Here is a 21,020-nt window from a genome sequence, read left to right on the forward strand (position 1 = left end):
CCTCCCAGCGGGGCGCCGGCTAACCGGAGTCACCTATGTCTATCGATTGGAACTGGGGCATCTTTCTGCAGCCGGCCCCCTTCGGCGGCACCACCTACCTAGGCTGGATTTGGTCCGGCATGCAGGTCACCGTCGCCCTGTCGCTGGCGGCCTGGGTCATCGCCTTTCTCCTCGGCTCGCTGCTGGGGATCCTGCGCACCCTGCCCAGCCGCCCGCTGGCCATGATTGGCGCGATCTATGTCGAGCTGTTCCGCAACGTCCCGCTGATCGTCCAGTTTTTTACCTGGTATCTGGTGGTGCCGGAGCTGTTGCCGGCCGACTGGGGCAACTGGTTCAAAGGCGAGCTGGATCCGTCGATCCAGTTTTTTGTCTCCTCGCTGCTGTGCCTGGGACTGTTTACCGCCGCCCGGGTCTGCGAGCAGGTGCGCGCCGCCATTCAGTCTCTGCCGGCCGGGCAGAGGCATGCTGGACTGGCCATGGGCTTCACCCTGCCGCAGACCTACCGCTATGTCCTGCTGCCCAACGCCTATCGGGTGATCGTGCCGCCGCTGACCTCTGAGATGCTCAATCTGGTCAAGAATTCGGCCATCGCCTCCACTATCGGGCTGATGGAGATGGCCGCCCAGGCCGGCAAACTGCTGGACTACTCGGCGCATGCCTATGAATCCTTCACCGCCATCACCCTGGCCTATATCGCCATCAACGGCCTGCTGATGCTGGCCATGCACCTGCTGGAGCGGCGGCTGCAGCTGCCGGGCAGCATGGGGAGCCGCTAATGTACGCATTCGACTGGAGCTCCATCCCCCCCAGCCTGCCCTATCTGCTGGACGGCATGGTGATCACGCTAAAGATAACGCTGACGGCGGTGGTGGTCGGCATTCTGTGGGGTACCCTGCTGGCGGTGATGCGGCTGTCGCGCTGGAAGCCCCTCGCCTGGCTAGCCGCCCTGTATGTCAATCTGTTCCGCTCGGTACCGCTGGTGATGGTGCTGCTGTGGTTCTATCTGGTGGTGCCCAGCCTGCTGCAGCGCTTTCTCGGCCTATCGCCCCAGAGCGATATCCGCCTGATCTCGGCGATGGTGGCCTTTGCGCTGTTCGAGGCCGCCTACTATTCCGAGATCATCCGCGCCGGCATCAAAAGCGTCGCCCGCGGGCAGAACGCCGCCGCGCTGGCCCTGGGAATGACCCCGTGGCAGTCCCTATACCTGGTGGTGCTGCCGCAGGCGTTCCGCGCCATGGTGCCGCTGCTGCTCACCCAGGGCATCGTCCTGTTCCAGGATACCTCGCTGGTTTACGTACTGAGCCTGGCGGACTTCTTCCGCACCGCCTCCACTATCGGCGAGCGCGACGGCACCCAGCTGGAGATGATCCTGTTTGCCGGCGCCGTCTACTTCATCATCAGCCTCAGCGCCTCGCTGCTGGTCAGCCATCTCAAGAAAAGGAGCGCCCTATGATCTCCCTGCAACGGGTCAGTAAATGGTATGGACAGTTTCAAGTGCTGAGCGACTGCAGCACCCACGTCGACAAAGGCGAGGTGGTGGTGGTCTGCGGCCCCTCCGGCTCCGGCAAATCGACCCTGATCAAGACCGTCAACGGGCTGGAGCCGATCCAGCAGGGGCAGATCTGCGTCAACGGCACCGCGGTGCACGATCGCCGCACCGATCTGGCGCGCCTGCGCTCGCGGGTCGGCATGGTGTTCCAGCACTTCGAGCTGTTTCCGCACCTGTCGATCATCGATAACCTGACCCTGGCCCAGGTCAAGGTGCTCGGGCGCGCCGCGCCGCTGGCGGCCAGCAAGGGGCAGGCGCTGCTGGATCGCGTCGGCCTGGCGGCGCACGCCGCCAAGTTTCCCGCTCAGCTCTCCGGCGGCCAGCAGCAGCGCGTCGCCATCGCCCGGGCGCTGTGCATGGACCCGGTGGCGATGCTGTTCGATGAGCCGACATCGGCCCTCGATCCGGAGATGATCAACGAGGTGCTGGACGTGATGGTCTCCCTGGCAAGCGAGGGGATGACCATGATGGTGGTCACCCATGAGATGGGATTCGCCCGCAAGGTGGCCAATCGGGTGATCTTTATGGATGAGGGACACATCGTCGAAGATCGCGAGAAAGATGCCTTCTTCACCCAGCCCCACTCGGCGCGGGCGCGCGATTTTCTGGCCAAGATCATCCATTAGGCGACCTCGCCGCCCGCCGATGGCAGGAGTGCGCCCCGCCTCACGCTTTGCCGTCCGGCGGCTGTTCGTCCGCCCATCGCAGGGGTATGGTGCCAGGATGAGTCCGTCAATTACCTGGAGCGTTTCATGGCATTACCCCTGATTATCGACTGCGATCCCGGCCACGACGATGCCATCGCCCTGATCCTAGCGCTGGCCAGCCCGGAGCTGGAGGTGCGCGCCGTCACCACCAGCGCCGGCAACCAAACCCCGGAAAAAACCCTGCGCAACGCCCTGCGTATTCTCACCCTGCTGCGCCGCAGCGATATCCCGGTGGCCGGCGGCGCCGCCAAACCGCTGATGCGCGAGCTGATCATCGCCGACAGCGTCCACGGCGAAAGCGGCCTCGACGGCCCCCGTCTGCCGGAGCCGGGCTTTGCCCCTCGCGACGGCGGTGCGCTGGCGCTGATGGCCCAGGTGCTGCGCGATGCGCCGCAGCCGGTCACCCTGGTCGCCACCGGCCCGCTGACCAACGTGGCGCTGCTGCTGGCCGCCCACCCGGAGCTGAAGCCGCGCATTGAGCGCATCGTCATCATGGGCGGCAGCGCCGGCGCGGGGAACTGGACGCCGGCGGCGGAGTTCAATATCTACGTCGATCCCGAAGCCGCCGAGATGGTATTCCAGAGCGGGGTGCCCATCGTGATGGCCGGCCTGGATGTGACCCACCGGACGCAGATCCTCGACGCCGATATCGAACGCCTACGCGACATCGGCAACCCGGTGGCGCGCACCGTCGCCGAGCTGCTCGACTTTTTCATGCGCTATCACCGCCAAGAGAAGTGGGGTTTCCAGGGGGCGCCGCTGCACGACCCCTGCACCATCGCCTGGCTGTTACGCCCGCAGATGTTCACCCAGCATGACTGCTGGGTTGGCGTAGAGACTGCAGGGCAATACAGCGACGGCATGACGGTGGTGGATCGCCTCGGCCTGAACGGCCTGCCCGCCAACACCACCTTACTGACCGATATCGATCGCCAGGCCTTCGTCGATCTGCTGGCCGAGCGGATCGCCGCGGCTTATGGCGACTTCACGGAGGAAACACGATGAAACGACCGCTGATCATCGACTGCGATCCCGGCCTGGATGATGCTATCGCCCTGGCGATGGCGCTGCAGGCGCCGCAGCTGGAGGTGCTGGCCGTGACCACTAGCGCCGGCAACCAGACCCCGGAGAAAACCCGCAGCAATGCCCTGCGCCTGCTGACCCTGATGGGACGCAACGATATTCCGCTGGCCGGTGGCGCTGCCCAGCCCCTCATCCTCCCGCTGCGCATTGCCGAGGAGGTGCATGGCAGCACCGGGATGGGGCATACCCAGTTGCCCGAGGCTACGCGGCAGGCGGATGCGCGCGGGGCGCTAGCCCTAATGGCCGAGGTGCTGCAGGCCAGCCCCGAGCCGGTCACCCTGGTGGTCACCGGCCCGATGACCAATGCCGCCCTGCTGCTGCGCAGCTACCCACAGCTGGCCTCTCGCCTGGCGCAGATCGTCTTCATGGGCGGAGGCATGAACGCGGGGAACGCCACCCCCTGCGCCGAGTTCAACATCCTAGTCGATCCCCACGCGGCGGAGATCGTCATGCAGTCCGGGGTGCCGCTGGTGATGGCGGGACTGCATATGACACACCAGGCCCTGGTGCTGCCAGAGGAGATCGAGCGGATCCGCGCCCTCGCCAACCCGGTAGCGTACGCGGTGGCCGAGATGCTCGACTTCTATCTGCCCATCTACCTCAACGGACCAAACCGCTTGCCCGGGGCGGCCATGCACGATCCCTGCACCATCGCCTGGCTGCTAGCGCCGCAGCTGTTCAGCAGCGAGCGTTATTGGGTGGGGGTCGAGACGCAGGGACGCTATACGACGGGGATGACGCTGGTCGATCGCGATCGGCTGACGGGGCGTGACGCCAACTGCGAGGTACTGTTGACCATCGACCGCCCGGCCTTTGTCGAATTACTGATCGCCGCGCTACGGCGCTATGCGGCGTAGCGCGGGACGGTGAGTCACGATGCCGCCGCCCTCAGGGGCGGAAGGGACGGCGGTGAAACTGATCGTGGCCGCAGCGCGGACAGCGCGGCAGGATCTCCGGGGTATACACATCCAGGTTAAAGTGGCACTTCTCGCACACCAGGTGCCCCAGGCCAACCACCTCGCCGCTGTGATAAACGCCGTGGTGGTTCACATCCTGCAGCACCTCGCGCCACTCCAGCTGGGTTTTGTCGGTAATATCGGCCAGCTCCTGCCACAGGCTCTCCTTGATGACGCGCATAAACACGCTGTCTTCCATCTCATCGCGGCTATCCTGATAGGCGCGGGCAAACTCCTCCAGATCGCGGCGCATCGCCTGACGGATCTGTTCAATATCGGCCTCGCTCAGATCGCTGGCGTGCCGGAGCTGCTGCTCCGCGCTCTCCAGCAGCGCATCGATATCGCGCTCCCCCTTCTCTAGGCGTTCGGTCAACGCCGCCAGCCACTGCTGATAATAGTGCGTTACCTTGCTCATCTCCTACCTCCGTTCAGCACCGCGTCAGAACATCTCTGGCCGGCCCCCTGCGGTGGCCCGCGTGAAAACTGCATATAGCGCATATCAGGACGCTCGGGATCCCGCTCACCGCGCGCGGATAAGCGCTATCCCCGTTATATTTTAGCCGTAATTCATTGACAGACTGTGATCTTCACGTAGCGTATGTAACAAAACGGCACCCGGGGTAAGCCGACGGGGGAAAGAATTCACCGCCGGCGCGCTCGGCGGTTGTTGCCCGCGACGCTTATCGGCTATCCTATGCCGATCACCATCACATATCAGGCTACAGGTGTAGCTGTTTTACTAACAGGACTTCCAGCTGCCATGCAAGAGCAATATCGTCCAGAGGACATTGAATCCCACGTCCAGCGCCACTGGGATGAACAGAAAACCTTCCAGGTCACCGAAGATGACAGCAAAGAGAAATATTATTGCCTCTCCATGCTGCCGTATCCCTCCGGCCGACTGCATATGGGCCACGTCCGTAACTACACCATCGGTGATGTGATTTCCCGTTACCAGCGTATGCTGGGCAAAAACGTGCTGCAGCCCATCGGCTGGGACGCCTTCGGCCTGCCGGCGGAAGGCGCGGCGGTGAAGAACAACACCGCGCCGGCCCCCTGGACCTATGCCAACATCGATTACATGAAGAACCAGCTGAAGCTGCTGGGCTTCGGCTACGACTGGAGCCGCGAAATCGCCACCTGTAAGCCGGACTACTACCGCTGGGAGCAGTGGTTCTTCACCAAGCTGTATGAAAAGGGTCTGGTCTATAAGAAGACCTCTGCGGTCAACTGGTGTCCGAACGATCAAACCGTGCTGGCCAACGAGCAGGTCATCGACGGCTGCTGCTGGCGCTGCGACTCCAAGGTCGAGCGCAAAGAGATCCCGCAGTGGTTTATCAAGATCACCGACTACGCCGATCAGCTGCTCAACGACCTCGACAAGCTGGAAGACTGGCCGGAGCAGGTTAAGACCATGCAGCGCAACTGGATCGGCCGCTCTGAAGGGGTAGAGATCACCTTCTGCGTCGCCGATCGCGATGACACCTTCGCCGTCTACACCACCCGCCCGGACACCTTCATGGGCGTCAGCTACCTGGCCATCGCCGCCGCGCACCCGCTGGCCCAGCAGGCCGCCACCGACAACCCGGCGCTGGCGCAGTTCATCGACGAGTGCAAGAACACCAAGGTTGCCGAGGCCGACATGGCGACCATGGAGAAGAAAGGCATGGCCACCGGCCTGTACGCCATCCACCCGCTCAGCGGTGAGCGTCTGCCTATCTGGGTCGCCAACTTTGTGCTGATGGACTACGGCACCGGCGCGGTGATGTCCGTTCCGGCCCACGACCAGCGCGACTGGGAGTTCGCCGCCAAGTACCACCTGCCGATGAAGCCGGTGATCCTGACCGCCGACGGTCAGGCGCCGGACATCAGCGCCGCCGCCATGACCGACAAAGGCGTGCTGTTCAACTCCGGCGAATTTGATGGTCTGGACTTCAGCGCCGCCTTCGACGCCGTCGCCAACCGCCTGATCGCTGCCGGCGTCGGCGAGCGCAAGGTCAACTACCGCCTGCGCGACTGGGGGGTTTCCCGCCAGCGCTACTGGGGCGCCCCGATCCCGATGGTGACCTTGGAAGACGGCAGCGTGATCCCAACGCCGGAAGACCAACTGCCGGTGATCCTGCCGGAGGACGTGGTCATGAACGGCATCACCAGCCCGCTCAAGGCCGACCCGGCCTGGGCGAAGACCACCGTTAACGGTCATCCGGCGCTGCGCGAGACCGACACCTTCGACACCTTCATGGAGTCCTCCTGGTACTACGCGCGCTACACCTGCCCGCAGTACGACCAGGGGATGCTGGATCCGCAGGCCGCCAACTACTGGCTGCCGGTCGATCAGTACGTCGGCGGCATCGAACACGCCATCATGCACCTGATGTACTTCCGCTTCTTCCATAAGCTGATGCGCGACGCGGGTCTGGTGGACTCCGACGAGCCGGCCAAGCGCCTGCTGTGCCAGGGCATGGTGCTGGCGGACGCCTTCTACTACACCGGCGCCAACGGCGAGCGTAACTGGGTCTCGCCGGTGGATGTCACCGTCGAGCGTGACGACAAGGGCCGCATCACCCAGGCGACCGATCGCGACGGCCGCGAGCTGGTCTACGCCGGCATGAGCAAGATGTCCAAGTCGAAGAACAACGGCATCGATCCTCAGGTAATGGTGGAGCGCTATGGCGCCGACACCGTCCGCCTGTTCATGATGTTCGCCTCCCCGGCGGAGATGACCCTGGAGTGGCAGGAGTCCGGCGTCGAGGGGGCCAACCGTTTCCTGAAACGCGTCTGGAAACTGGCCTTCGATCACCAGCAGAAAGGGCCGGCCGCTGCGCTCGACCTGACGGCGCTGAACGATGACCAGAAAGCCCTGCGCCGCGATCTGCACAAGACTATCGCCAAGGTGAGCGACGACATTGGCCGCCGCCAGACCTTCAACACCGCCATCGCCGCCGTGATGGAGCTGATGAACAAGCTGACCCGTGCCCCGCAGGAGAGCGAGCAGGATCGCGCCCTGATGCAGGAGGCCCTGCTGGCCGTGGTGCGCATGCTGTATCCGTTTACCCCGCACGTCTGCTTCACCCTGTGGCACGCGCTGGGTGGCACCGGCGACATCGACGTCGCGCCGTGGCCGGTCGCCGATAACGCGGCGATGGTCGAAGACAGCAAGCTGATCGTGGTGCAGGTCAACGGCAAGGTACGCGGTAAGATCACCGTTGCCGCCGACGCCAGCGAGGAGCAGGTGCGCGCGCTGGCGGCGCAGGAGCCGCTGGTCGCCAAGTACCTCGACGGGGTCACCGTACGCAAGGTGATCTTTGTGCCGGGCAAACTGCTCAACCTGGTTGTCGGGTGAGCCTAGGAGGACGTGTGCAACACCGTATTACTGCGCTGTTGCTGGGATTGGCGGTGCTGGTCACCGCCGGATGCGGATTCCACCTGCGCGGCAGCGCGCAGGTTCCCAGCGAGTTTCATCAGCTGATCCTCGACAGCAACGACCCGTATGGCCCCTTCACCCGCGCGGTGCGCGAGCAGCTGCGCCTGAACAATGTCACCATCGTCGATGCGCAGAGCCTGCCGCCGCAGGGTAGCGTCGCCAGCGCGGGCGCGGACAAGGCGGCCACGCCGCTACCCTCCCTGCGGCTGCTCGGCGTCACCCAGAGCCAGGACACCGTCTCTATCTTTAAAGACGGGGTCACGGCGGAGTACCAAATGGTGATGACCGTCAGCGCTCAGGTGCTGGTGCGCGGCCACGATCTCTATCCGCTGACGGTGCGCGTCTACCGCAGCTTCTTCGACAACCCGCTGGCCGCGCTGGCCAAGGATGCCGAACAAGCGATGCTGATACAGGAGATGTATCGACAGGCCGCGCAGCAGCTGGTGCGTAAGCTGATGAGCATTCAGGCCGCCGAGCTGCAAAACAACGACCGCCGGATGAGCAGCGACGTCAGCGCGCCCAAGGTACAGGGCAGCAACGACTTTGACCGGGTCAACACCGGCGTTATCGCTGCACCGGCCGCGCAGGCCGGACAGCCGGTGAAATGAGCCGGATTTACCCCGAACAGCTCGGCGCACAGCTGCAGGATGGGCTGCGCGCCTGCTACTTCATTCTGGGCAACGAGCCGCTGCTGATCCAGGAGAGCCTGGATCTGATCCGCCAGCGCGCCCGCGCCCACGGGTTTGACGAGCAGTTCAGCGTCACCCTCGATCCCCACACCGACTGGGATGCGCTGTTCAGCCAGTCCCAGTCGATGAGCCTGTTCGCCAGCCGCCAAATCCTGACCCTGACCCTGCCGGACAACGGCGTCAATGCGGCGATGGGCGAACGTCTGAGCCAGCTTGCCGCCCTGCTCCACCCGGATCTGCTGCTGCTGCTGCGCGGCCCGCGCCTGACCCGCACCCAGGAAAACGCGGCCTGGTATAAACTGCTCAGCCCGCAGGCCACCCTGGTCAGCTGCCAGACACCGGAGCAGACCCAGCTGCCGCGCTGGGTCGCCAACCGCGCGCGCCAGATGCAGCTGCAGCTCGACGACGCGGCGCTACAGCTGCTCTGTTACTGCTACGAGGGCAACCTGCTGGCGCTCTCCCAGGCGCTGGGGCGACTCTCTCTGCTCTACCCCGACGGACGGCTGACCCTGCCGCGCGTCGAACAGGCGGTCAACGATGCCGCCCACTTCTCGCCGTTCCACTGGCTGGACGCCTGCTTAGCGGCGCGCGGCAAGCGCGCCTGGCATATACTGAACCAGCTGCGCCAGGAGGGCTGCGAGCCGGTGGTGCTGGTGCGCACCGTACAGCGCGAGCTGCTGCTGCTGCTGCAGCTCAAGGAGGGCGCGGCGCAGACGCCCCTGCGTACGCTGTTCGATAAGCATAAGGTGTGGCAAAACCGCCGCCCGCTGCTGACCCAGGCGCTGCAAACCCTCTCGCTGACCCAGCTGCACCAGGCCGTGGCGCTGCTGAGCCAGTGCGAACAGATAATCAAACAGGATTTCGGCCAATCCGTATGGCCCCAGCTGGAGTCCCTGACCCTACTACTGTGCGGCAAGATGCTGCCGGAGAGTATGCTGCATGCCGAGTGAATCCCAGCCGGCGGCGCCGTCCCTACTGGCGCTGTTCGGCGGCACCTTCGATCCCATTCATTATGGCCACCTCAAGCCGGTCGCGGCGCTGGCGCAGGAGGTAGGGCTCGGCCACATCACCCTGCTGCCCAACCACGTTCCCCCGCACCGGCCGCAGCCGGAGGCCTGCGCCGCCCAGCGCCTGGAGATGGTGCGTCTGGCCATCGCCGACGATCCGCTGTTCTCCGTCGACGATCGCGAGCTGCGCCGCGCCAGCCCCTCCTACACCATCGACACCCTGGAGGCGCTGCGCGCCGAGCTGGGCCCACGGAGAGCGCTGGCCTTTATCATCGGCCAGGACTCCCTGCTGACCCTGCACAGATGGCAGCGCTGGCAGGACATTCTGCGCTGCTGCCACCTGCTGGTCTGCGCCCGCCCCGGCTATCCCGACCGGCTGGACACCCCGGCGCTGCAGGACTGGCTGGAGCAGCACCGCACCCGCGACGTTCAGCGTCTGCACCGCCGGCCCCACGGCTGTATCTATCTGGCCAACACGCCGCTGCTGTCGGTCTCGGCCACCGACATCCGCCAGCGCCGCCATCTAGGGATCAGCTGCGACGATCTGCTGCCGCGCGCGGTACAACGCTATATCGAGCTGCAGGGGCTCTACCGCTGAAGCGTCCCCTTTCGCCCCTTCGGTGATTGACAGGGATTTGCAGGCTGATATCCTCCGCAGCAACGTATTCTCGCCCCGCTCGCCGGCGTGCGCCCCTCGCGGGGCGCATCGGGCGCCGCGTGGGGAGTCATGCTTGATATAACAGCATAAATTTAAGACCTATTGATGAGGGGGAACCTTTGCAAGGTAAAGCACTCCAAGATTTCGTTATTGATAAGATCGATGATCTGAAGGGCCAGGATATCGTCGCCATCGACGTCTGCGGCAAATCCAGCATTACTGACTGCATGATCATCTGCACCGGCACCTCCAGCCGCCACGTGATCTCCATTGCCGACCACGTGGTACAGTCGTCGCGCGCCGCCGGCCTGCTGCCGCTGGGCGTAGAGGGCCAGAACGGCGCCGAATGGGTGGTGGTCGATCTCGGCGACGTCATCGTGCACGTGATGCAGGAAGAGAGCCGTCGTCTGTACGAACTGGAAAAGCTGTGGAGCTGATGCGGTGAAACTGCAGCTGGTGGCGGTCGGCACCAAAATGCCCGACTGGGTACAAACCGGTTTTCTCGACTATATTAAGCGCTTTCCCAAGGATATGCCGTTTGAACTGACCGAGGTTCCGGCCGGGAAACGCGGTAAGAATGCCGATATTCGCCGCATTCTGGAGCGAGAAGGCGAGCTGATGCTGGCCGCGGTCGGCAAAGGCAACCGCATTGTCACCCTGGATATTCCCGGCAAACCCTGGGATACCCCGACGCTGGCCGGACAGCTGGAGCGCTGGAAGCAGGACGGGCGCGACGTCAGCCTGCTGATCGGCGGTCCCGAGGGGCTGGCGCCCGCCTGCAAGGCCGCCGCCGAACAGAGCTGGTCTCTGTCGCCCCTGACCCTGCCGCACCCGCTGGTGCGCGTGCTGGTGGCCGAAAGCCTCTACCGGGCCTGGAGCATTACGGCCAATCACCCTTATCATCGTGAGTAATCGCCTGCCGGCCACGCCGGCAATGATGTTAATCCCGGCAGTACGCCTGAGCATGACGGAACGGAATGAAACTAGATCGTAACCCCTTTCGTGACTATTCGGCAGAGTCCGCCCTGTTCATCCGTCGTGCGCTGTTCGCCTTCGTCGGCGTACTGCTGCTGACCGGCGTACTGCTCGCCAATCTGTACCACCTGCAAATTCTGCGTTTTGAAGACTACAGGACGCGCTCTAACGAAAACCGCATCAAGCTGGTGCCCATCGCCCCCAGCCGCGGCATGATCTACGATCGCAACGGCACCCCGCTGGCGTTTAACCGCACCATCTACCAGTTGGAGGTGATCCCCGAAAAGGTCGACGGAATGACAGCGCAGCTCGATGCGCTACGCCCGATCGTCGATCTGACCGACGAGGATCTCGACAGCTTCCAGAAGGAGCGCAAGCGCTCGCGGCGCTTCACCTCGATTCCGCTGAAGACCGCCCTCAGCGAGGTGCAGGTGGCCCGCTTTGCCGTCAACCAGTTCCGCTTCCCCGGCTTTGAGGTCAAGGGCTACCAGCGTCGCTACTACCCCTACGGCTCCGCCCTGACCCACGTCATCGGCTATGTCTCCAAGATCAACGACAAAGACGTCGAGCGTCTGGATAAAGAGGGGAAGCTGGCCAACTACGCCGCCACCCACGACATCGGCAAGCTGGGCATCGAACGTTACTATGAGGATGTGCTGCACGGCAAAACCGGCTATGAAGAGGTGGAGGTCAACAACCGCGGGCGGGTGATCCGCCAGCTGCACGAGCAGCCGCCCCAGGCGGGTAAAGATATCTACCTGACGCTGGATCTCAACCTGCAGCGCTATATCGAGCAGCTGCTGGTCGGCAGCCGCGCCGCCGTGGTGGTCAGCGATCCGCGCAGCGGCGGGATCCTGGCGCTGGTCTCCACCCCCAGCTACGACCCTAACCTGTTCGTCGACGGCATCTCCGGCAAGGATTACCGCGGCCTGCTCAACGACCCCAACCGGCCGCTGATCAACCGCGCCACCCAGGGGGTCTATCCTCCCGCTTCGACGGTCAAACCCTACGTCGCGGTCTCGGCGCTCAGCGCCGGCGTGATCTCCCGCAATACCACCCTCTTCGACCCCGGCTGGTGGCAGCTGCCCGGATCAGAGAAGCGCTTTCGCGACTGGAAGAAGTGGGGCCATGGGCGGCTGAGCGTCACCAAGGCGTTGGAGGAGTCGGCAGACACCTTCTTCTACCAGGTGGCCTATGACATGGGGATCGACCGCCTGAGCGAGTGGCTGTCCAAGTTCGGCTATGGCCAGTATACCGGTATCGATCTGTCCGAGGAGCGCTCCGGCCTGATGCCGACCCGCGAATGGAAGCTCAAGCGCTACAAGAAACCCTGGTATCAGGGTGACACTATCCCGGTCGGCATCGGCCAGGGCTACTGGACCGCGACGCCGATCCAGATGGCCAAGGCGCTCAACACCCTGATCAACGACGGCAACGTCAAGGTGCCACACCTGCTGATGAGCACCCGCATCAACGGTCAGCTGGTGCCGTTCCGCCAGCAGGAGAGCCAGCAGATAGGCGATATTCACTCCGGCTTCTGGGAGATCGCCAAAGATGGCATGTTCGGCGTGGCCAACCGGCCCAACGGCACCGGCTACAAGTATTTTGGCAGCGCCCCGTATAAAATCGCCGCCAAGTCCGGTACCGCCCAGGTCTTCGGCTACGAGACCTACAACGCGCATACCATCGCCGAGCATCTGCGCGACCATAAGCTGATGACCGCCTTCGCCCCCTATGACAACCCGCAGGTGTCGGTGGCCATCATTCTGGAGAACGGCGGCGCCGGCCCGGCGGTGGGCACCATCATGCGCCAGATCCTGGATCACATCATGCTGGGCGACAACAATACCCAGCTTCCCAATGCAGCCCCCACGCCACCCGGCGTGGAGGGCGACTGACAGGCATACGGATTCACCATGACTGAGAATCAACAAAAACGCTCAATCTGGGCCAAGATGCATATCGACCTGCCCTTCCTGCTCTGCATTCTGGCGGTGCTGGTCTACAGCGCCGTCGTCATGTGGAGCGCCAGCGGCCAGGATGTCGGCATGATGGAGCGCAAGATCGGCCAAATCGTCATGGGCCTGCTGGTCATGATCGTCATGGCGCAGATCCCGCCGCGCGTCTACGAACACTGGGCGCCCTATCTGTACATCCTCTGCGTCATCCTGCTGATCCTGGTGGACGCCTTCGGCCAGATCAGTAAAGGGGCCCAGCGCTGGCTTGACCTGGGCTTCGTGCGCTTTCAGCCGTCGGAGATCGCCAAAATCGCCGTACCGCTGATGGTGGCCCGCTTTATCAACCGCGACGTCTGCCCGCCGTCGCTCAAGCACACCGGCATCGCACTGATCCTGATCTTCCTGCCGACCCTGCTGGTCGCCGCCCAGCCGGACCTGGGCACCTCGATCCTGGTCGCCGCCTCCGGGCTGTTCATTCTGTTCCTGGCGGGCATGAGCTGGCGCCTGATCGGGCTGGCGGTGCTGCTGGTGGCCGCCTTTATTCCGGTGCTGTGGTTCTTCCTGATGCACGATTACCAGCGCGATCGGGTGATGATGCTGCTCGATCCAGAGAGCGATCCGCTGGGCGCCGGCTACCACATCATCCAGTCAAAAATCGCCATCGGCTCCGGCGGCCTGAGCGGCAAGGGGTGGCTACACGGCACCCAGTCGCAGTTGGAGTTCCTGCCGGAGCGCCACACCGACTTTATCTTCGCCGTGCTGGCCGAGGAGCTGGGGCTGTTCGGCGTACTGCTGCTGCTGGCGCTGTACCTGCTGATCATCATGCGCGGACTGTATATCGCCGCCCGCGCCCAGACCACCTTCGGCCGGGTGATGGTCGGCGGTTTAATGTTGATTCTATTCGTTTATGTTTTCGTTAATATCGGCATGGTCAGTGGCATTTTACCGGTGGTTGGCGTACCTTTGCCTCTGGTCAGCTACGGCGGCTCGGCGCTGATCGTACTGATGGCCGGATTTGGCATCGTGATGTCGATCCATACCCATCGCAAAATGTTATCCAAGAATCTATAGAGGTCGCGATGAGAATGGCGCACAAATCCTGGCTCAGCCTGAGCCTGGCCTGTCTGATCCTGGCAGGCTGTTCCACCAACGACGACGGCGTGATCCAGGCGCCGCCGCAGCCGGCCTACAGCGGCCCGGTCGAAGAGATCCCAGGCGCCGAACCGCGCTATGAGCCCGCCATTCCCAGCGCCAATCAGGATTACAGCCGTAACGGCCAGCGCTATACCATCGTCAAGGATCCGTCCAACTTCTCCCAGATAGGCCTGGCGGCCAGCTACGGCGAAGAAAACCGCGGCAACGTCACCGCCAGCGGTGAACAGTTCAACCCGGAGGCGATGAGCGCCGCCCACCCGACGCTGCCGATCCCCAGCTACGTGCGGGTAACCAACCTGGCCAACGGCCGCCGCATCGTGGTGCGGATTAACGACCGCGGCCCCTATACCCCGGGGCGCATCATCGATCTGTCGACCGCCGCCGCCAACCGCCTGAACATTACCCAGCATACCAAGGTGCGCATCGACTTTATCAACGTCGCGCCGGACGGCAGCCTGTCCGGGCCGGGCACCATCGGTACCCGGGTCGCCAAGCAGAGCTATGCCCTGCCGGCCCGCCCGACGATCGGCATGGAGAGCCCGCAGCTCACCGTCAGCCCCTCCGCCACGGCGGGCCAGCCAACGGTCCGCGCCATCGAGAATCCGACGCCGGCAAGCCTGGCGCCGACGGCAGAGGCCGCGCCTGGGCAGAGCATGCCGGTCAGCGCCCCCGCCAGCCATAGCGGTAGCTTCCTCGGTGCACCGCAGCCGCTGCGCAGCGGCGTGCTGGAAGAGAACGCCCCGGTTGCCGCCGCCCCGGTCGCCCCCCCGGCTCCCGCCAGCGCAGCGGTAGCACCGGCCGCCGCGAGCCACGCCGCGGCCAGCGGCCACTATCTGGTGCAGGTCGGCGCCGTCAGCAGCCATTCGCGCGCCGCCCAGTGGCAGCAGCAGCTGAGCCAACGCTTCGGCGTCCCCGGCAAAGTCGAGGCAAACGGCGCCCTCTACCGCGTCCAGCTGGGGCCGTTTGCCAGCCGCGCGCAGGCCAGCGCGCTGCAGCAGCGGCTGAGCAGCGAGGCCGGGCAACAGTCGTTCATTGCCACGGCGCCCTGAGCCTGCTGACGCTGGCCCGCCCGTCGCGGGCCATGCAACACTTATACACATATTGATTGTGTAAAAAACCATTGCCACGCTATGCCTTAGCGTACCATCTGCTATAGTGTGGCTCGTTTGTCACTGTTTAATTCACGGATGTTGTAGTCCCCATCATGAAACGCAAAGTTGCTTCCCAAACACTGAAATACGCTGTCGCCGGCGGTCTGCTGGCCGTGGCGCTCACCGGTGCGGCCCGCGCCGACGACGTTAACCTGAAGACCATGATCCCGGGCGTGCCGCAAATCGATGCCGAAGCCTATATTCTGATCGACTACAACTCCGGCAAGGTGCTGGCGGAGCACAACGCCGACGAGCGACGTAATCCGGCCTCGCTGACCAAGATGATGACCAGCTACGTCATCGGACAGGCGATGCGCGCGGGCAAGTTCGGTGAGAATGACGTCGTCACCGTCGGCAAAGACGCCTGGGCGACGGGCAACCCGGTGTTCCAGGGCTCCTCGCTGATGTTCCTCAAGCCGGGCGATCAGGTCTCCGTGGGGAACCTGATCCGCGGGATCAACCTGGTCTCCGGTAACGATGCCTGCGTCGCCATGGCCGACTATGTCGCCGGCAGCCAGGACGCCTTCGTCGGCCTGATGAACAGCTACGTGAAGGCGCTGGGTCTGCAGAACACCCACTTTGAGACGGTACACGGCCTGGACGCGCCGGGGCAGTTCAGCTCCGCCCGCGACATGGCGCTGATCGGCCAGGCGCTGATCCGCGACGTCCCCCATGAGTACGCCATCTACAAAGAGAAAGAGTTCACCTATAACAACATCCGCCAGACCAACCGTAACGGTCTGCTGTGGGATACCAGCATGAACGTGGACGGCATCAAAACCGGCCATACCGCCTCTGCGGGCTATAACCTGGTGGCCTCGGCGACCGAGGGCAACATGCGCCTGATCTCCGCCGTCATGGGCGGCCGCACCTTTAAGGGACGCGAGACCGAGAGCAAGAAGCTGCTGACCTGGGGCTTCCGCTTCTTTGAAACCGTCTCGCCGCTGAAGGCCGGGCGTGAGTTCGCCTCTGAGCCGGTCTGGTTCGGTGACACCGACCGCGCCCAGCTGGGAGTCGATAAAGACGTCTACCTGACCATCCCGCGCGGACGGATGAAAGATCTCAAGGCCAGCTATGTGCTGAACAGTAACGAGCTGGATGCCCCGCTGGCCAAGGATCAGGTGGTCGGTACGATCAACTTCCAGCTGGACGGCAAGACCATCGAGCAGCGCCCGCTGGTGGTGCTGAACGAAGTGAAAGAGGGTGGTTTCTTCAGCCGGATGATCGATCATATCAAGCTGCTGTTTCATCGCTGGTTTGGTTAATCTGTGGCCAGCCCCTTGAAAAGGGCGTCGTCGGCCCCATTTGATCAGTAAGCAAGACTCCCGCTACGGCGGGAGTTATAATTTGTAGATAGTGCAATACGCTGGAGCTCACATGAAAACCAAACTGAATGAACTGCTCGAATTCCCGTGCGAGTTTACCTATAAAGTCATGGGACTGGCACAGCCTGAGCTGGTTGATCAGGTTGTTGAAGTGGTACAGCGCCATGCGCCGGGTGACTACACCCCGCAGGTTAAGCCGAGCAGCAAAGGGAACTACCACTCCGTTTCCATCACCATCAATGCGACCCACATTGAGCAAGTTGAGACGCTGTATGAAGAACTGGGCAACATTGAAATCGTGCGCATGGTTCTGTAATCACAGTTAATTAACTAAAATACAGCATTTATCGCGGCCCGGTATGGCGTTATAGCCTACCGGGCCGCGCTTTTTTGCCGATTCGGCACTGGTGAGTCAGGGCGACAGTCGGTATAATGGCCTTACCAATTTTTTAACCTGAAGATGACGCCATTGCAACAAGATAGCCTCATACTGCGTCAGCTGGGGTTGCAGCCCTATCTCCCCGTCTCGCAGGCCATGCACCGCTTCACCGATCGCCGTGACGCCGATACGCCGGACGAGCTGTGGCTGGTGGAGCACCCCGCCGTGTTTACCCAGGGGCAGGCCGGCAAGGCTGAGCATCTGCTCAATCCCGGCGATATTCCGGTTATCCAGAGCGATCGCGGCGGCCAGGTCACCTATCACGGCCCCGGACAGCAGGTGATGTACGTCCTGCTCGATCTGCGCCGCGGCCACCGCGGCGTGCGCGAGCTGGTCAGTTGGCTTGAAGAGAGCGTGGTGCGCACCCTGTCAGAGCTGGATATTCAGGCCTATCCGCGCCCCGATGCGCCGGGCGTCTACGTTGACGGGCAGAAAATCTGCTCCCTCGGCCTGCGCATCCGCAAGGGGTGTTCGTTCCACGGCCTGGCGCTGAATGTCGCCATGGATCTCTCCCCTTTCCAGCGCATTAACCCCTGTGGCTACGCCGGCCTGCAGATGACCCAGGTCAGCGCCCTGTGCCCGGGGGTAACCCTGACGCAGGTTCAGCCCCGTCTGGTGCACCATTTTACCCAACTGCTCGGCTATACCCGGCTTGAGCACAGCCAGTGGAATCCGCAAGACTATGAGTAAACCAATTCAGATGGAACGTGGCGTGAAATACCGCGACGCAGACAAGATGGCCCTGATCCCGGTGAAGTCCGTCGCCGTTGAGCGTGAACAGATGCTGCGCAAGCCGGAGTGGATGAAGATCAAACTGCCGGCCGATTCCAGCCGAATTCAGGGTATCAAGGCGGCGATGCGCAAGAATGGTCTGCACTCCGTGTGCGAAGAGGCCTCCTGCCCCAACCTGGCCGAGTGTTTCAACCACGGCACCGCCACCTTTATGATCCTGGGTGCCATCTGCACCCGCCGCTGTCCGTTCTGCGACGTGGCCCACGGCCGCCCGCTGGCGCCCGACGCCAACGAACCGGAAAAGCTGGCGCAGACCATCGCCGACATGGGGTTGCGCTACGTGGTGATCACCTCCGTTGACCGCGACGATCTGCGCGACGGCGGCGCCCAGCACTTTGCCGACTGTATCCGCGCCATCCGCGCCAAAAGCCCGCAGATCCGCATCGAAACCCTGGTGCCGGACTTCCGCGGCCGCATGGATCGCGCCCTGGCGCTGCTGCAGGACAATCCGCCGGACGTGTTCAACCACAACCTGGAGAACATTCCGCGGCTGTACCGCCAGGTGCGCCCGGGCGCCAACTATGAATGGTCTCTGCGTCTGCTGCAGCAGTTCAAGCAACAGCATCCGCAGATCCCGACCAAGTCAGGGCTGATGGTAGGGCTAGGAGAGACCAATCAGGAAATTATCGAAGTGATGCGCGATCTGCGCGCGCACGGCGTCACGATGCTGACGCTGGGGCAATACCTGCAGCCAAGCCGCCACCATCTACCGGTGCAGCGCTACGTCAGCCCGGAGGAGTTTGCCGACATGAAGGCCGAGGCGCTGGCCATGGGCTTTACCCACGCCGCCTGCGGCCCCTTTGTCCGCTCTTCTTACCATGCCGACCTGCAGGCTCAGGGCATGGAGGTCAAGTAAGCGCGCGCAAACGCAGCGCAGGGCTGATCGGATCAGCCCTGCCAGACTGCCGTTGACAAAACTGGTTACAACTTAGGGATGTTCCTTCTTCCCCCGATTCCGGAGCGCGGCCCCTTGGCCAGCCCCCCGAATATCCGGATTATTCTTTATTCTCTACCCGGGGCGCCGCCTCTGCGCCGTCACTTTTTTTGGCCGCCGGCGTCTCGTCGTTCATCGCTTTTTTGAACCCCTTCAGCGCCGCCCCGAGATCGGACCCCAGCGTACGCAGCTTATTGGTACCAAACAGCAATACGATCAGCACAGCAATGACCAGAAGCTTGGTAATACTAATACCTTCCATAAATACCTTCTTATGTTGTATACCGCACCGCCCAGGCGGCCGAAGAAACATCGCTTGCAGTAAGCAAGGGTTATTAACCGTAAAAATGGCTAACGGCGCAAAAACAAGATGTAACAGAGTTAAACCAACTGTTCTCAGTCCGCTAACCGCGGCAGGCGAGGAAAAAGAGGAAAGAAACGGGGGAAAGGGGCCGACCGCAGACGCGGTCCGGCATGGAGACCCGTCGCTCAGGGACGGTCGCAGCCCTGCGCGCCCAGCGTGGCCAGATACGCATTAAACGCCGCCGCATCGCGCGCCAGCGCCTCGATATGGCTGCCCACGATCTTGAACTGGCGCAGCAGGCCATTGTTCTCCGGCAGCGAGCCCAGATCGACCAGCTTACGGGTCAGCTGCTCACTCTGCTGCAGCAGGGCCGCCTCGCGTTGACGCGCCTGCGCCAGCTGCAGCTGCATGCCCTCACACTCCTGCTGCCACGCCAGGCGCTGCTGTTCAAAGCTTGATTTCAGATCGTCCAGCGCTGCCAATGAATTACGCAGCTGTACTTCCAAGTCAGACATTACACCTTCCCCCGGACGGTACGGCGCAGCGCGCCGCACATCGCCGATACATTAACCACGTCACATGGCACCCGATACACCGGCCTTTTCTTCTTACGCCAGTCATCATAATTAGCTTGCTGGATAAATGCGACCCTTTGCCGGGGTTACCCGAGAATTCAAGCAAAATCCTATAGGTCCGGCCGCCGTCGTACGGCATCCTCGCCGGAGCAGACCCACCGCGCGGCGGCGGGTCGCACGCTTACGGCAGCGGGTTACCCGCCGCCAGATAAATCTGATACCACTCCTCACGACTCAGGCTGAGCGCACACGCCTGCGCAATCTGCGTCAGCCGCTCCGCATTCATGCTGCCGGCTACCACCTGCATCTGCGCCGGGTGGCGCAGGATCCAGGCCGTCGCCAGCGTGGTCTTACTGGCGCCGTGGTGGGCGGCGATCGCCGCCAGCGTCTGGTTCAGCGGCGCAAAGTCAGGATGATCCAGGAACACGCCGCTGAACATGCCGAACTGGAACGGCGACCAGGCCTGCAGGGTAATATCATGCAGGCGACAGTAGTTCAGCGTATCGCCGTCGCGATCGACGGCGGCGTCGCCCTGCACATTGACGTTGATCCCGCTGCGCACCATACCGCAGTGGGCGATGCCAAACTGCATCTGGTTCACCCGCAGCGGCTGAGCCAGAAACTTCTGCAGCAGCGCCATCTGCAGCGGCGCGTGGTTAGATACCCCAAAGGCCCTGACCTTGCCGCTCGCCTGTAGGCGATCGAACGCTTCGGCCACCTCCTGCGGCTCCACCAGCGCATCGGGACGGTGCAGCAGCAACATATCCAGATAGTCACACTGCAGTCGCTGCAGGATACCGTCCACCGACGCCATAATATGGCGGAAGGAGAAATCATAGTAGCCGCGGCGAATGCCGCACTTGGACTGAATAAAGAGCCCCTCCCGCTGCGCGCCGTTCAGACGGACCGCGCGGGCAAAGCGGCGCTCGCACTCCCCGCCGCCGTAGATATCGGCGTGATCGAACGCGTTGATCCCCAGCGCCAGCGCATGGTCGATCAGGCTGGCGGCCTGGCGGTCATCCAGCTCGGTCAGGCGCATGCAGCCCAGCGCGATGGCGGAGACCTGCGGGCCATCAACGCCCAATGTCATCTGTTTCATCTTCACTCCTCTCTGTGCTAAACCCGCGGCGGCGGGCGGCGCTGGATATCCCCGAGCATGACGTCCACTATGCCATAGACGGCTGGCCATGGGGCACCGCTGGCGTAACATTTATCACGCCGTTCGTAACAAACTTATACGTTTAGAGGTATGACAATTTTACAAAAATATCATACATTCCCCTCCCGTAACGGACGGTCTGCGAACATTCCCCACCGCCTTCCCCTCATCATATCGACG

Annotated in this window: 22 protein-coding genes; 18 read left to right on the forward strand and 4 right to left on the reverse strand. The window is 63.1% G+C overall.

Annotated elements, in window-relative coordinates; genetic code table 11:
• Positions 1 to 35: 35 nt before the first annotated feature.
• The 5 genes from ETEE_RS03220 to rihA (ETEE_RS03240) all read left to right on the forward strand — a co-directional run bounded on the left by ETEE_RS03220 (position 36) and on the right by rihA (ETEE_RS03240) (position 4,196).
• Positions 36 to 776 (forward strand): amino acid ABC transporter permease, encoded by a 741-nt coding sequence (locus ETEE_RS03220; RefSeq protein WP_034164172.1) that lies wholly within the window; start codon positions 36 to 38, stop codon positions 774 to 776.
• The gene (gene gltK, locus ETEE_RS03225) at positions 776 to 1,453 is read left to right on the forward strand and encodes a glutamate/aspartate ABC transporter permease GltK (RefSeq protein WP_034164171.1); all 678 of its coding nucleotides are present in this window, start codon (positions 776 to 778) and stop codon (positions 1,451 to 1,453) included. Before ETEE_RS03220 ends, gltK begins: the two co-directional genes overlap by 1 nt.
• Complete coding sequence (locus ETEE_RS03230; RefSeq protein ID WP_034164170.1) at positions 1,450 to 2,175, forward strand: amino acid ABC transporter ATP-binding protein; 726 nt, start codon at positions 1,450 to 1,452, stop codon at positions 2,173 to 2,175. Before gltK ends, ETEE_RS03230 begins: the two co-directional genes overlap by 4 nt.
• Positions 2,176 to 2,301: 126 nt before the next feature.
• Entirely contained in the window at positions 2,302 to 3,261 is a 960-nt protein-coding gene (rihA, locus tag ETEE_RS03235) for a pyrimidine-specific ribonucleoside hydrolase RihA (protein ID WP_034164169.1), read from the forward strand.
• Positions 3,258 to 4,196, forward strand: coding sequence for a pyrimidine-specific ribonucleoside hydrolase RihA (rihA, locus tag ETEE_RS03240; RefSeq protein ID WP_034164168.1), 939 nt, complete (start codon positions 3,258 to 3,260; stop codon positions 4,194 to 4,196). The genes rihA (ETEE_RS03235) and rihA (ETEE_RS03240) overlap by 4 nt, the downstream gene beginning before the upstream one ends.
• A gap of 31 nt (positions 4,197 to 4,227) precedes the next feature.
• Here rihA (ETEE_RS03240) and ETEE_RS03245 read toward each other — a convergent pair whose 3' ends face one another.
• On the reverse strand, positions 4,228 to 4,710 hold the full coding sequence (locus ETEE_RS03245) for a zinc ribbon-containing protein (protein ID WP_034164167.1): 483 nt from the start codon (positions 4,708 to 4,710) through the stop codon (positions 4,228 to 4,230).
• Positions 4,711 to 5,055: 345 nt separating this feature from the next.
• Between ETEE_RS03245 and leuS the strand changes: the two genes are divergently transcribed.
• The 13 genes from leuS to lipA all read left to right on the forward strand — a co-directional run bounded on the left by leuS (position 5,056) and on the right by lipA (position 18,724).
• Positions 5,056 to 7,638 carry a leucine--tRNA ligase gene (gene leuS, locus ETEE_RS03250; protein WP_034164166.1) on the forward strand — a complete coding sequence of 861 codons (2,583 nt, stop codon included), beginning with the start codon at positions 5,056 to 5,058 and terminating at the stop codon, positions 7,636 to 7,638.
• Between the two features lie 14 nt (positions 7,639 to 7,652).
• The gene (gene lptE / locus ETEE_RS03255) at positions 7,653 to 8,327 is read left to right on the forward strand and encodes an LPS assembly lipoprotein LptE (RefSeq protein ID WP_034164165.1); all 675 of its coding nucleotides are present in this window, start codon (positions 7,653 to 7,655) and stop codon (positions 8,325 to 8,327) included.
• Positions 8,324 to 9,358 (forward strand): DNA polymerase III subunit delta, encoded by a 1,035-nt coding sequence (gene holA / locus ETEE_RS03260; RefSeq protein ID WP_034164164.1) that lies wholly within the window; start codon positions 8,324 to 8,326, stop codon positions 9,356 to 9,358. The genes lptE and holA overlap by 4 nt, the downstream gene beginning before the upstream one ends.
• Positions 9,348 to 10,013, forward strand: coding sequence for a nicotinate-nucleotide adenylyltransferase (nadD, locus tag ETEE_RS03265; RefSeq protein ID WP_034164163.1), 666 nt, complete (start codon positions 9,348 to 9,350; stop codon positions 10,011 to 10,013). Before holA ends, nadD begins: the two co-directional genes overlap by 11 nt.
• Before the next feature lie 179 nt (positions 10,014 to 10,192).
• Complete coding sequence (gene rsfS, locus ETEE_RS03270) at positions 10,193 to 10,510, forward strand: ribosome silencing factor (protein ID WP_034164162.1); 318 nt, start codon at positions 10,193 to 10,195, stop codon at positions 10,508 to 10,510.
• A gap of 4 nt (positions 10,511 to 10,514) precedes the next feature.
• A complete protein-coding gene (gene rlmH, locus ETEE_RS03275; protein ID WP_012849470.1) occupies positions 10,515 to 10,985 on the forward strand; it encodes a 23S rRNA (pseudouridine(1915)-N(3))-methyltransferase RlmH in 471 nt (156 codons plus the stop codon).
• A 65-nt stretch (positions 10,986 to 11,050) separates the two neighbouring features.
• Complete coding sequence (mrdA, locus tag ETEE_RS03280; protein ID WP_034164161.1) at positions 11,051 to 12,946, forward strand: peptidoglycan DD-transpeptidase MrdA; 1,896 nt, start codon at positions 11,051 to 11,053, stop codon at positions 12,944 to 12,946.
• 18 nt (positions 12,947 to 12,964) lie between these two features.
• Complete coding sequence (mrdB, locus tag ETEE_RS03285; RefSeq protein ID WP_012849472.1) at positions 12,965 to 14,077, forward strand: peptidoglycan glycosyltransferase MrdB; 1,113 nt, start codon at positions 12,965 to 12,967, stop codon at positions 14,075 to 14,077.
• Between the two features lie 8 nt (positions 14,078 to 14,085).
• Complete coding sequence (rlpA, locus tag ETEE_RS03290; protein WP_034164160.1) at positions 14,086 to 15,210, forward strand: endolytic peptidoglycan transglycosylase RlpA; 1,125 nt, start codon at positions 14,086 to 14,088, stop codon at positions 15,208 to 15,210.
• 155 nt (positions 15,211 to 15,365) lie between these two features.
• Entirely contained in the window at positions 15,366 to 16,577 is a 1,212-nt protein-coding gene (gene dacA / locus ETEE_RS03295) for a D-alanyl-D-alanine carboxypeptidase DacA (RefSeq protein ID WP_034164159.1), read from the forward strand.
• A 112-nt stretch (positions 16,578 to 16,689) separates the two neighbouring features.
• On the forward strand, positions 16,690 to 16,953 hold the full coding sequence (gene ybeD / locus ETEE_RS03300; RefSeq protein WP_012849475.1) for a DUF493 family protein YbeD: 264 nt from the start codon (positions 16,690 to 16,692) through the stop codon (positions 16,951 to 16,953).
• 144 nt (positions 16,954 to 17,097) lie between these two features.
• Positions 17,098 to 17,766, forward strand: coding sequence for a lipoyl(octanoyl) transferase LipB (lipB, locus tag ETEE_RS03305; protein WP_034164158.1), 669 nt, complete (start codon positions 17,098 to 17,100; stop codon positions 17,764 to 17,766).
• Positions 17,759 to 18,724 carry a lipoyl synthase gene (lipA, locus tag ETEE_RS03310; protein WP_034164157.1) on the forward strand — a complete coding sequence of 322 codons (966 nt, stop codon included), beginning with the start codon at positions 17,759 to 17,761 and terminating at the stop codon, positions 18,722 to 18,724. Before lipB ends, lipA begins: the two co-directional genes overlap by 8 nt.
• 139 nt (positions 18,725 to 18,863) lie before the next feature.
• On the opposite strand, the gene tatE is transcribed toward lipA, so the two are convergent.
• The 3 genes from tatE to ETEE_RS03325 form a co-directional block, all read right to left on the reverse strand.
• The gene (gene tatE / locus ETEE_RS03315; RefSeq protein WP_012849478.1) at positions 18,864 to 19,064 is read right to left on the reverse strand and encodes a twin-arginine translocase subunit TatE; all 201 of its coding nucleotides are present in this window, start codon (positions 19,062 to 19,064) and stop codon (positions 18,864 to 18,866) included.
• A 227-nt stretch (positions 19,065 to 19,291) separates the two neighbouring features.
• Positions 19,292 to 19,621 (reverse strand): hypothetical protein, encoded by a 330-nt coding sequence (locus tag ETEE_RS03320; protein WP_034164156.1) that lies wholly within the window; start codon positions 19,619 to 19,621, stop codon positions 19,292 to 19,294.
• Positions 19,622 to 19,862: 241 nt separating this feature from the next.
• A complete protein-coding gene (locus ETEE_RS03325) occupies positions 19,863 to 20,780 on the reverse strand; it encodes an aldo/keto reductase (protein WP_034164155.1) in 918 nt (305 codons plus the stop codon).
• Between the last annotated feature and the right edge of the window lie 240 nt (positions 20,781 to 21,020).

The organism is Edwardsiella anguillarum ET080813 (genome assembly GCF_000264765.2).
In the GTDB taxonomy this organism is placed as follows: Bacteria; Pseudomonadota; Gammaproteobacteria; order Enterobacterales; family Enterobacteriaceae; genus Edwardsiella; species Edwardsiella anguillarum.

What these genes read in the sequence shown, in the direction of transcription:
- dacA (WP_034164159.1), top strand. Translation starts at nt 15,366, where the DNA reads ATGAAACGCAAAGTTGCTTCCCAAACACTGAAATACGCTGTCGCCGGC.
- ybeD (WP_012849475.1), top strand. Translation starts at nt 16,690, where the DNA reads ATGAAAACCAAACTGAATGAACTGCTCGAATTCCCGTGCGAGTTTACC.
- ETEE_RS03230 (WP_034164170.1), top strand. Translation starts at nt 1,450, where the DNA reads ATGATCTCCCTGCAACGGGTCAGTAAATGGTATGGACAGTTTCAAGTG.
- lipB (WP_034164158.1), top strand. Translation starts at nt 17,098, where the DNA reads ATGACGCCATTGCAACAAGATAGCCTCATACTGCGTCAGCTGGGGTTG.
- ETEE_RS03325 (WP_034164155.1), bottom strand. Translation starts at nt 20,780, where the DNA reads ATGAAACAGATGACATTGGGCGTTGATGGCCCGCAGGTCTCCGCCATC.
- nadD (WP_034164163.1), top strand. Translation starts at nt 9,348, where the DNA reads ATGCCGAGTGAATCCCAGCCGGCGGCGCCGTCCCTACTGGCGCTGTTC.
- tatE (WP_012849478.1), bottom strand. Translation starts at nt 19,064, where the DNA reads ATGGAAGGTATTAGTATTACCAAGCTTCTGGTCATTGCTGTGCTGATC.
- mrdB (WP_012849472.1), top strand. Translation starts at nt 12,965, where the DNA reads ATGACTGAGAATCAACAAAAACGCTCAATCTGGGCCAAGATGCATATC.
- rihA (WP_034164168.1), top strand. Translation starts at nt 3,258, where the DNA reads ATGAAACGACCGCTGATCATCGACTGCGATCCCGGCCTGGATGATGCT.
- ETEE_RS03320 (WP_034164156.1), bottom strand. Translation starts at nt 19,621, where the DNA reads ATGTCTGACTTGGAAGTACAGCTGCGTAATTCATTGGCAGCGCTGGAC.
- rihA (WP_034164169.1), top strand. Translation starts at nt 2,302, where the DNA reads ATGGCATTACCCCTGATTATCGACTGCGATCCCGGCCACGACGATGCC.
- leuS (WP_034164166.1), top strand. Translation starts at nt 5,056, where the DNA reads ATGCAAGAGCAATATCGTCCAGAGGACATTGAATCCCACGTCCAGCGC.
- rlpA (WP_034164160.1), top strand. Translation starts at nt 14,086, where the DNA reads ATGAGAATGGCGCACAAATCCTGGCTCAGCCTGAGCCTGGCCTGTCTG.
- ETEE_RS03245 (WP_034164167.1), bottom strand. Translation starts at nt 4,710, where the DNA reads ATGAGCAAGGTAACGCACTATTATCAGCAGTGGCTGGCGGCGTTGACC.
- mrdA (WP_034164161.1), top strand. Translation starts at nt 11,051, where the DNA reads ATGAAACTAGATCGTAACCCCTTTCGTGACTATTCGGCAGAGTCCGCC.
- holA (WP_034164164.1), top strand. Translation starts at nt 8,324, where the DNA reads ATGAGCCGGATTTACCCCGAACAGCTCGGCGCACAGCTGCAGGATGGG.
- gltK (WP_034164171.1), top strand. Translation starts at nt 776, where the DNA reads ATGTACGCATTCGACTGGAGCTCCATCCCCCCCAGCCTGCCCTATCTG.
- ETEE_RS03220 (WP_034164172.1), top strand. Translation starts at nt 36, where the DNA reads ATGTCTATCGATTGGAACTGGGGCATCTTTCTGCAGCCGGCCCCCTTC.
- lipA (WP_034164157.1), top strand. Translation starts at nt 17,759, where the DNA reads ATGAGTAAACCAATTCAGATGGAACGTGGCGTGAAATACCGCGACGCA.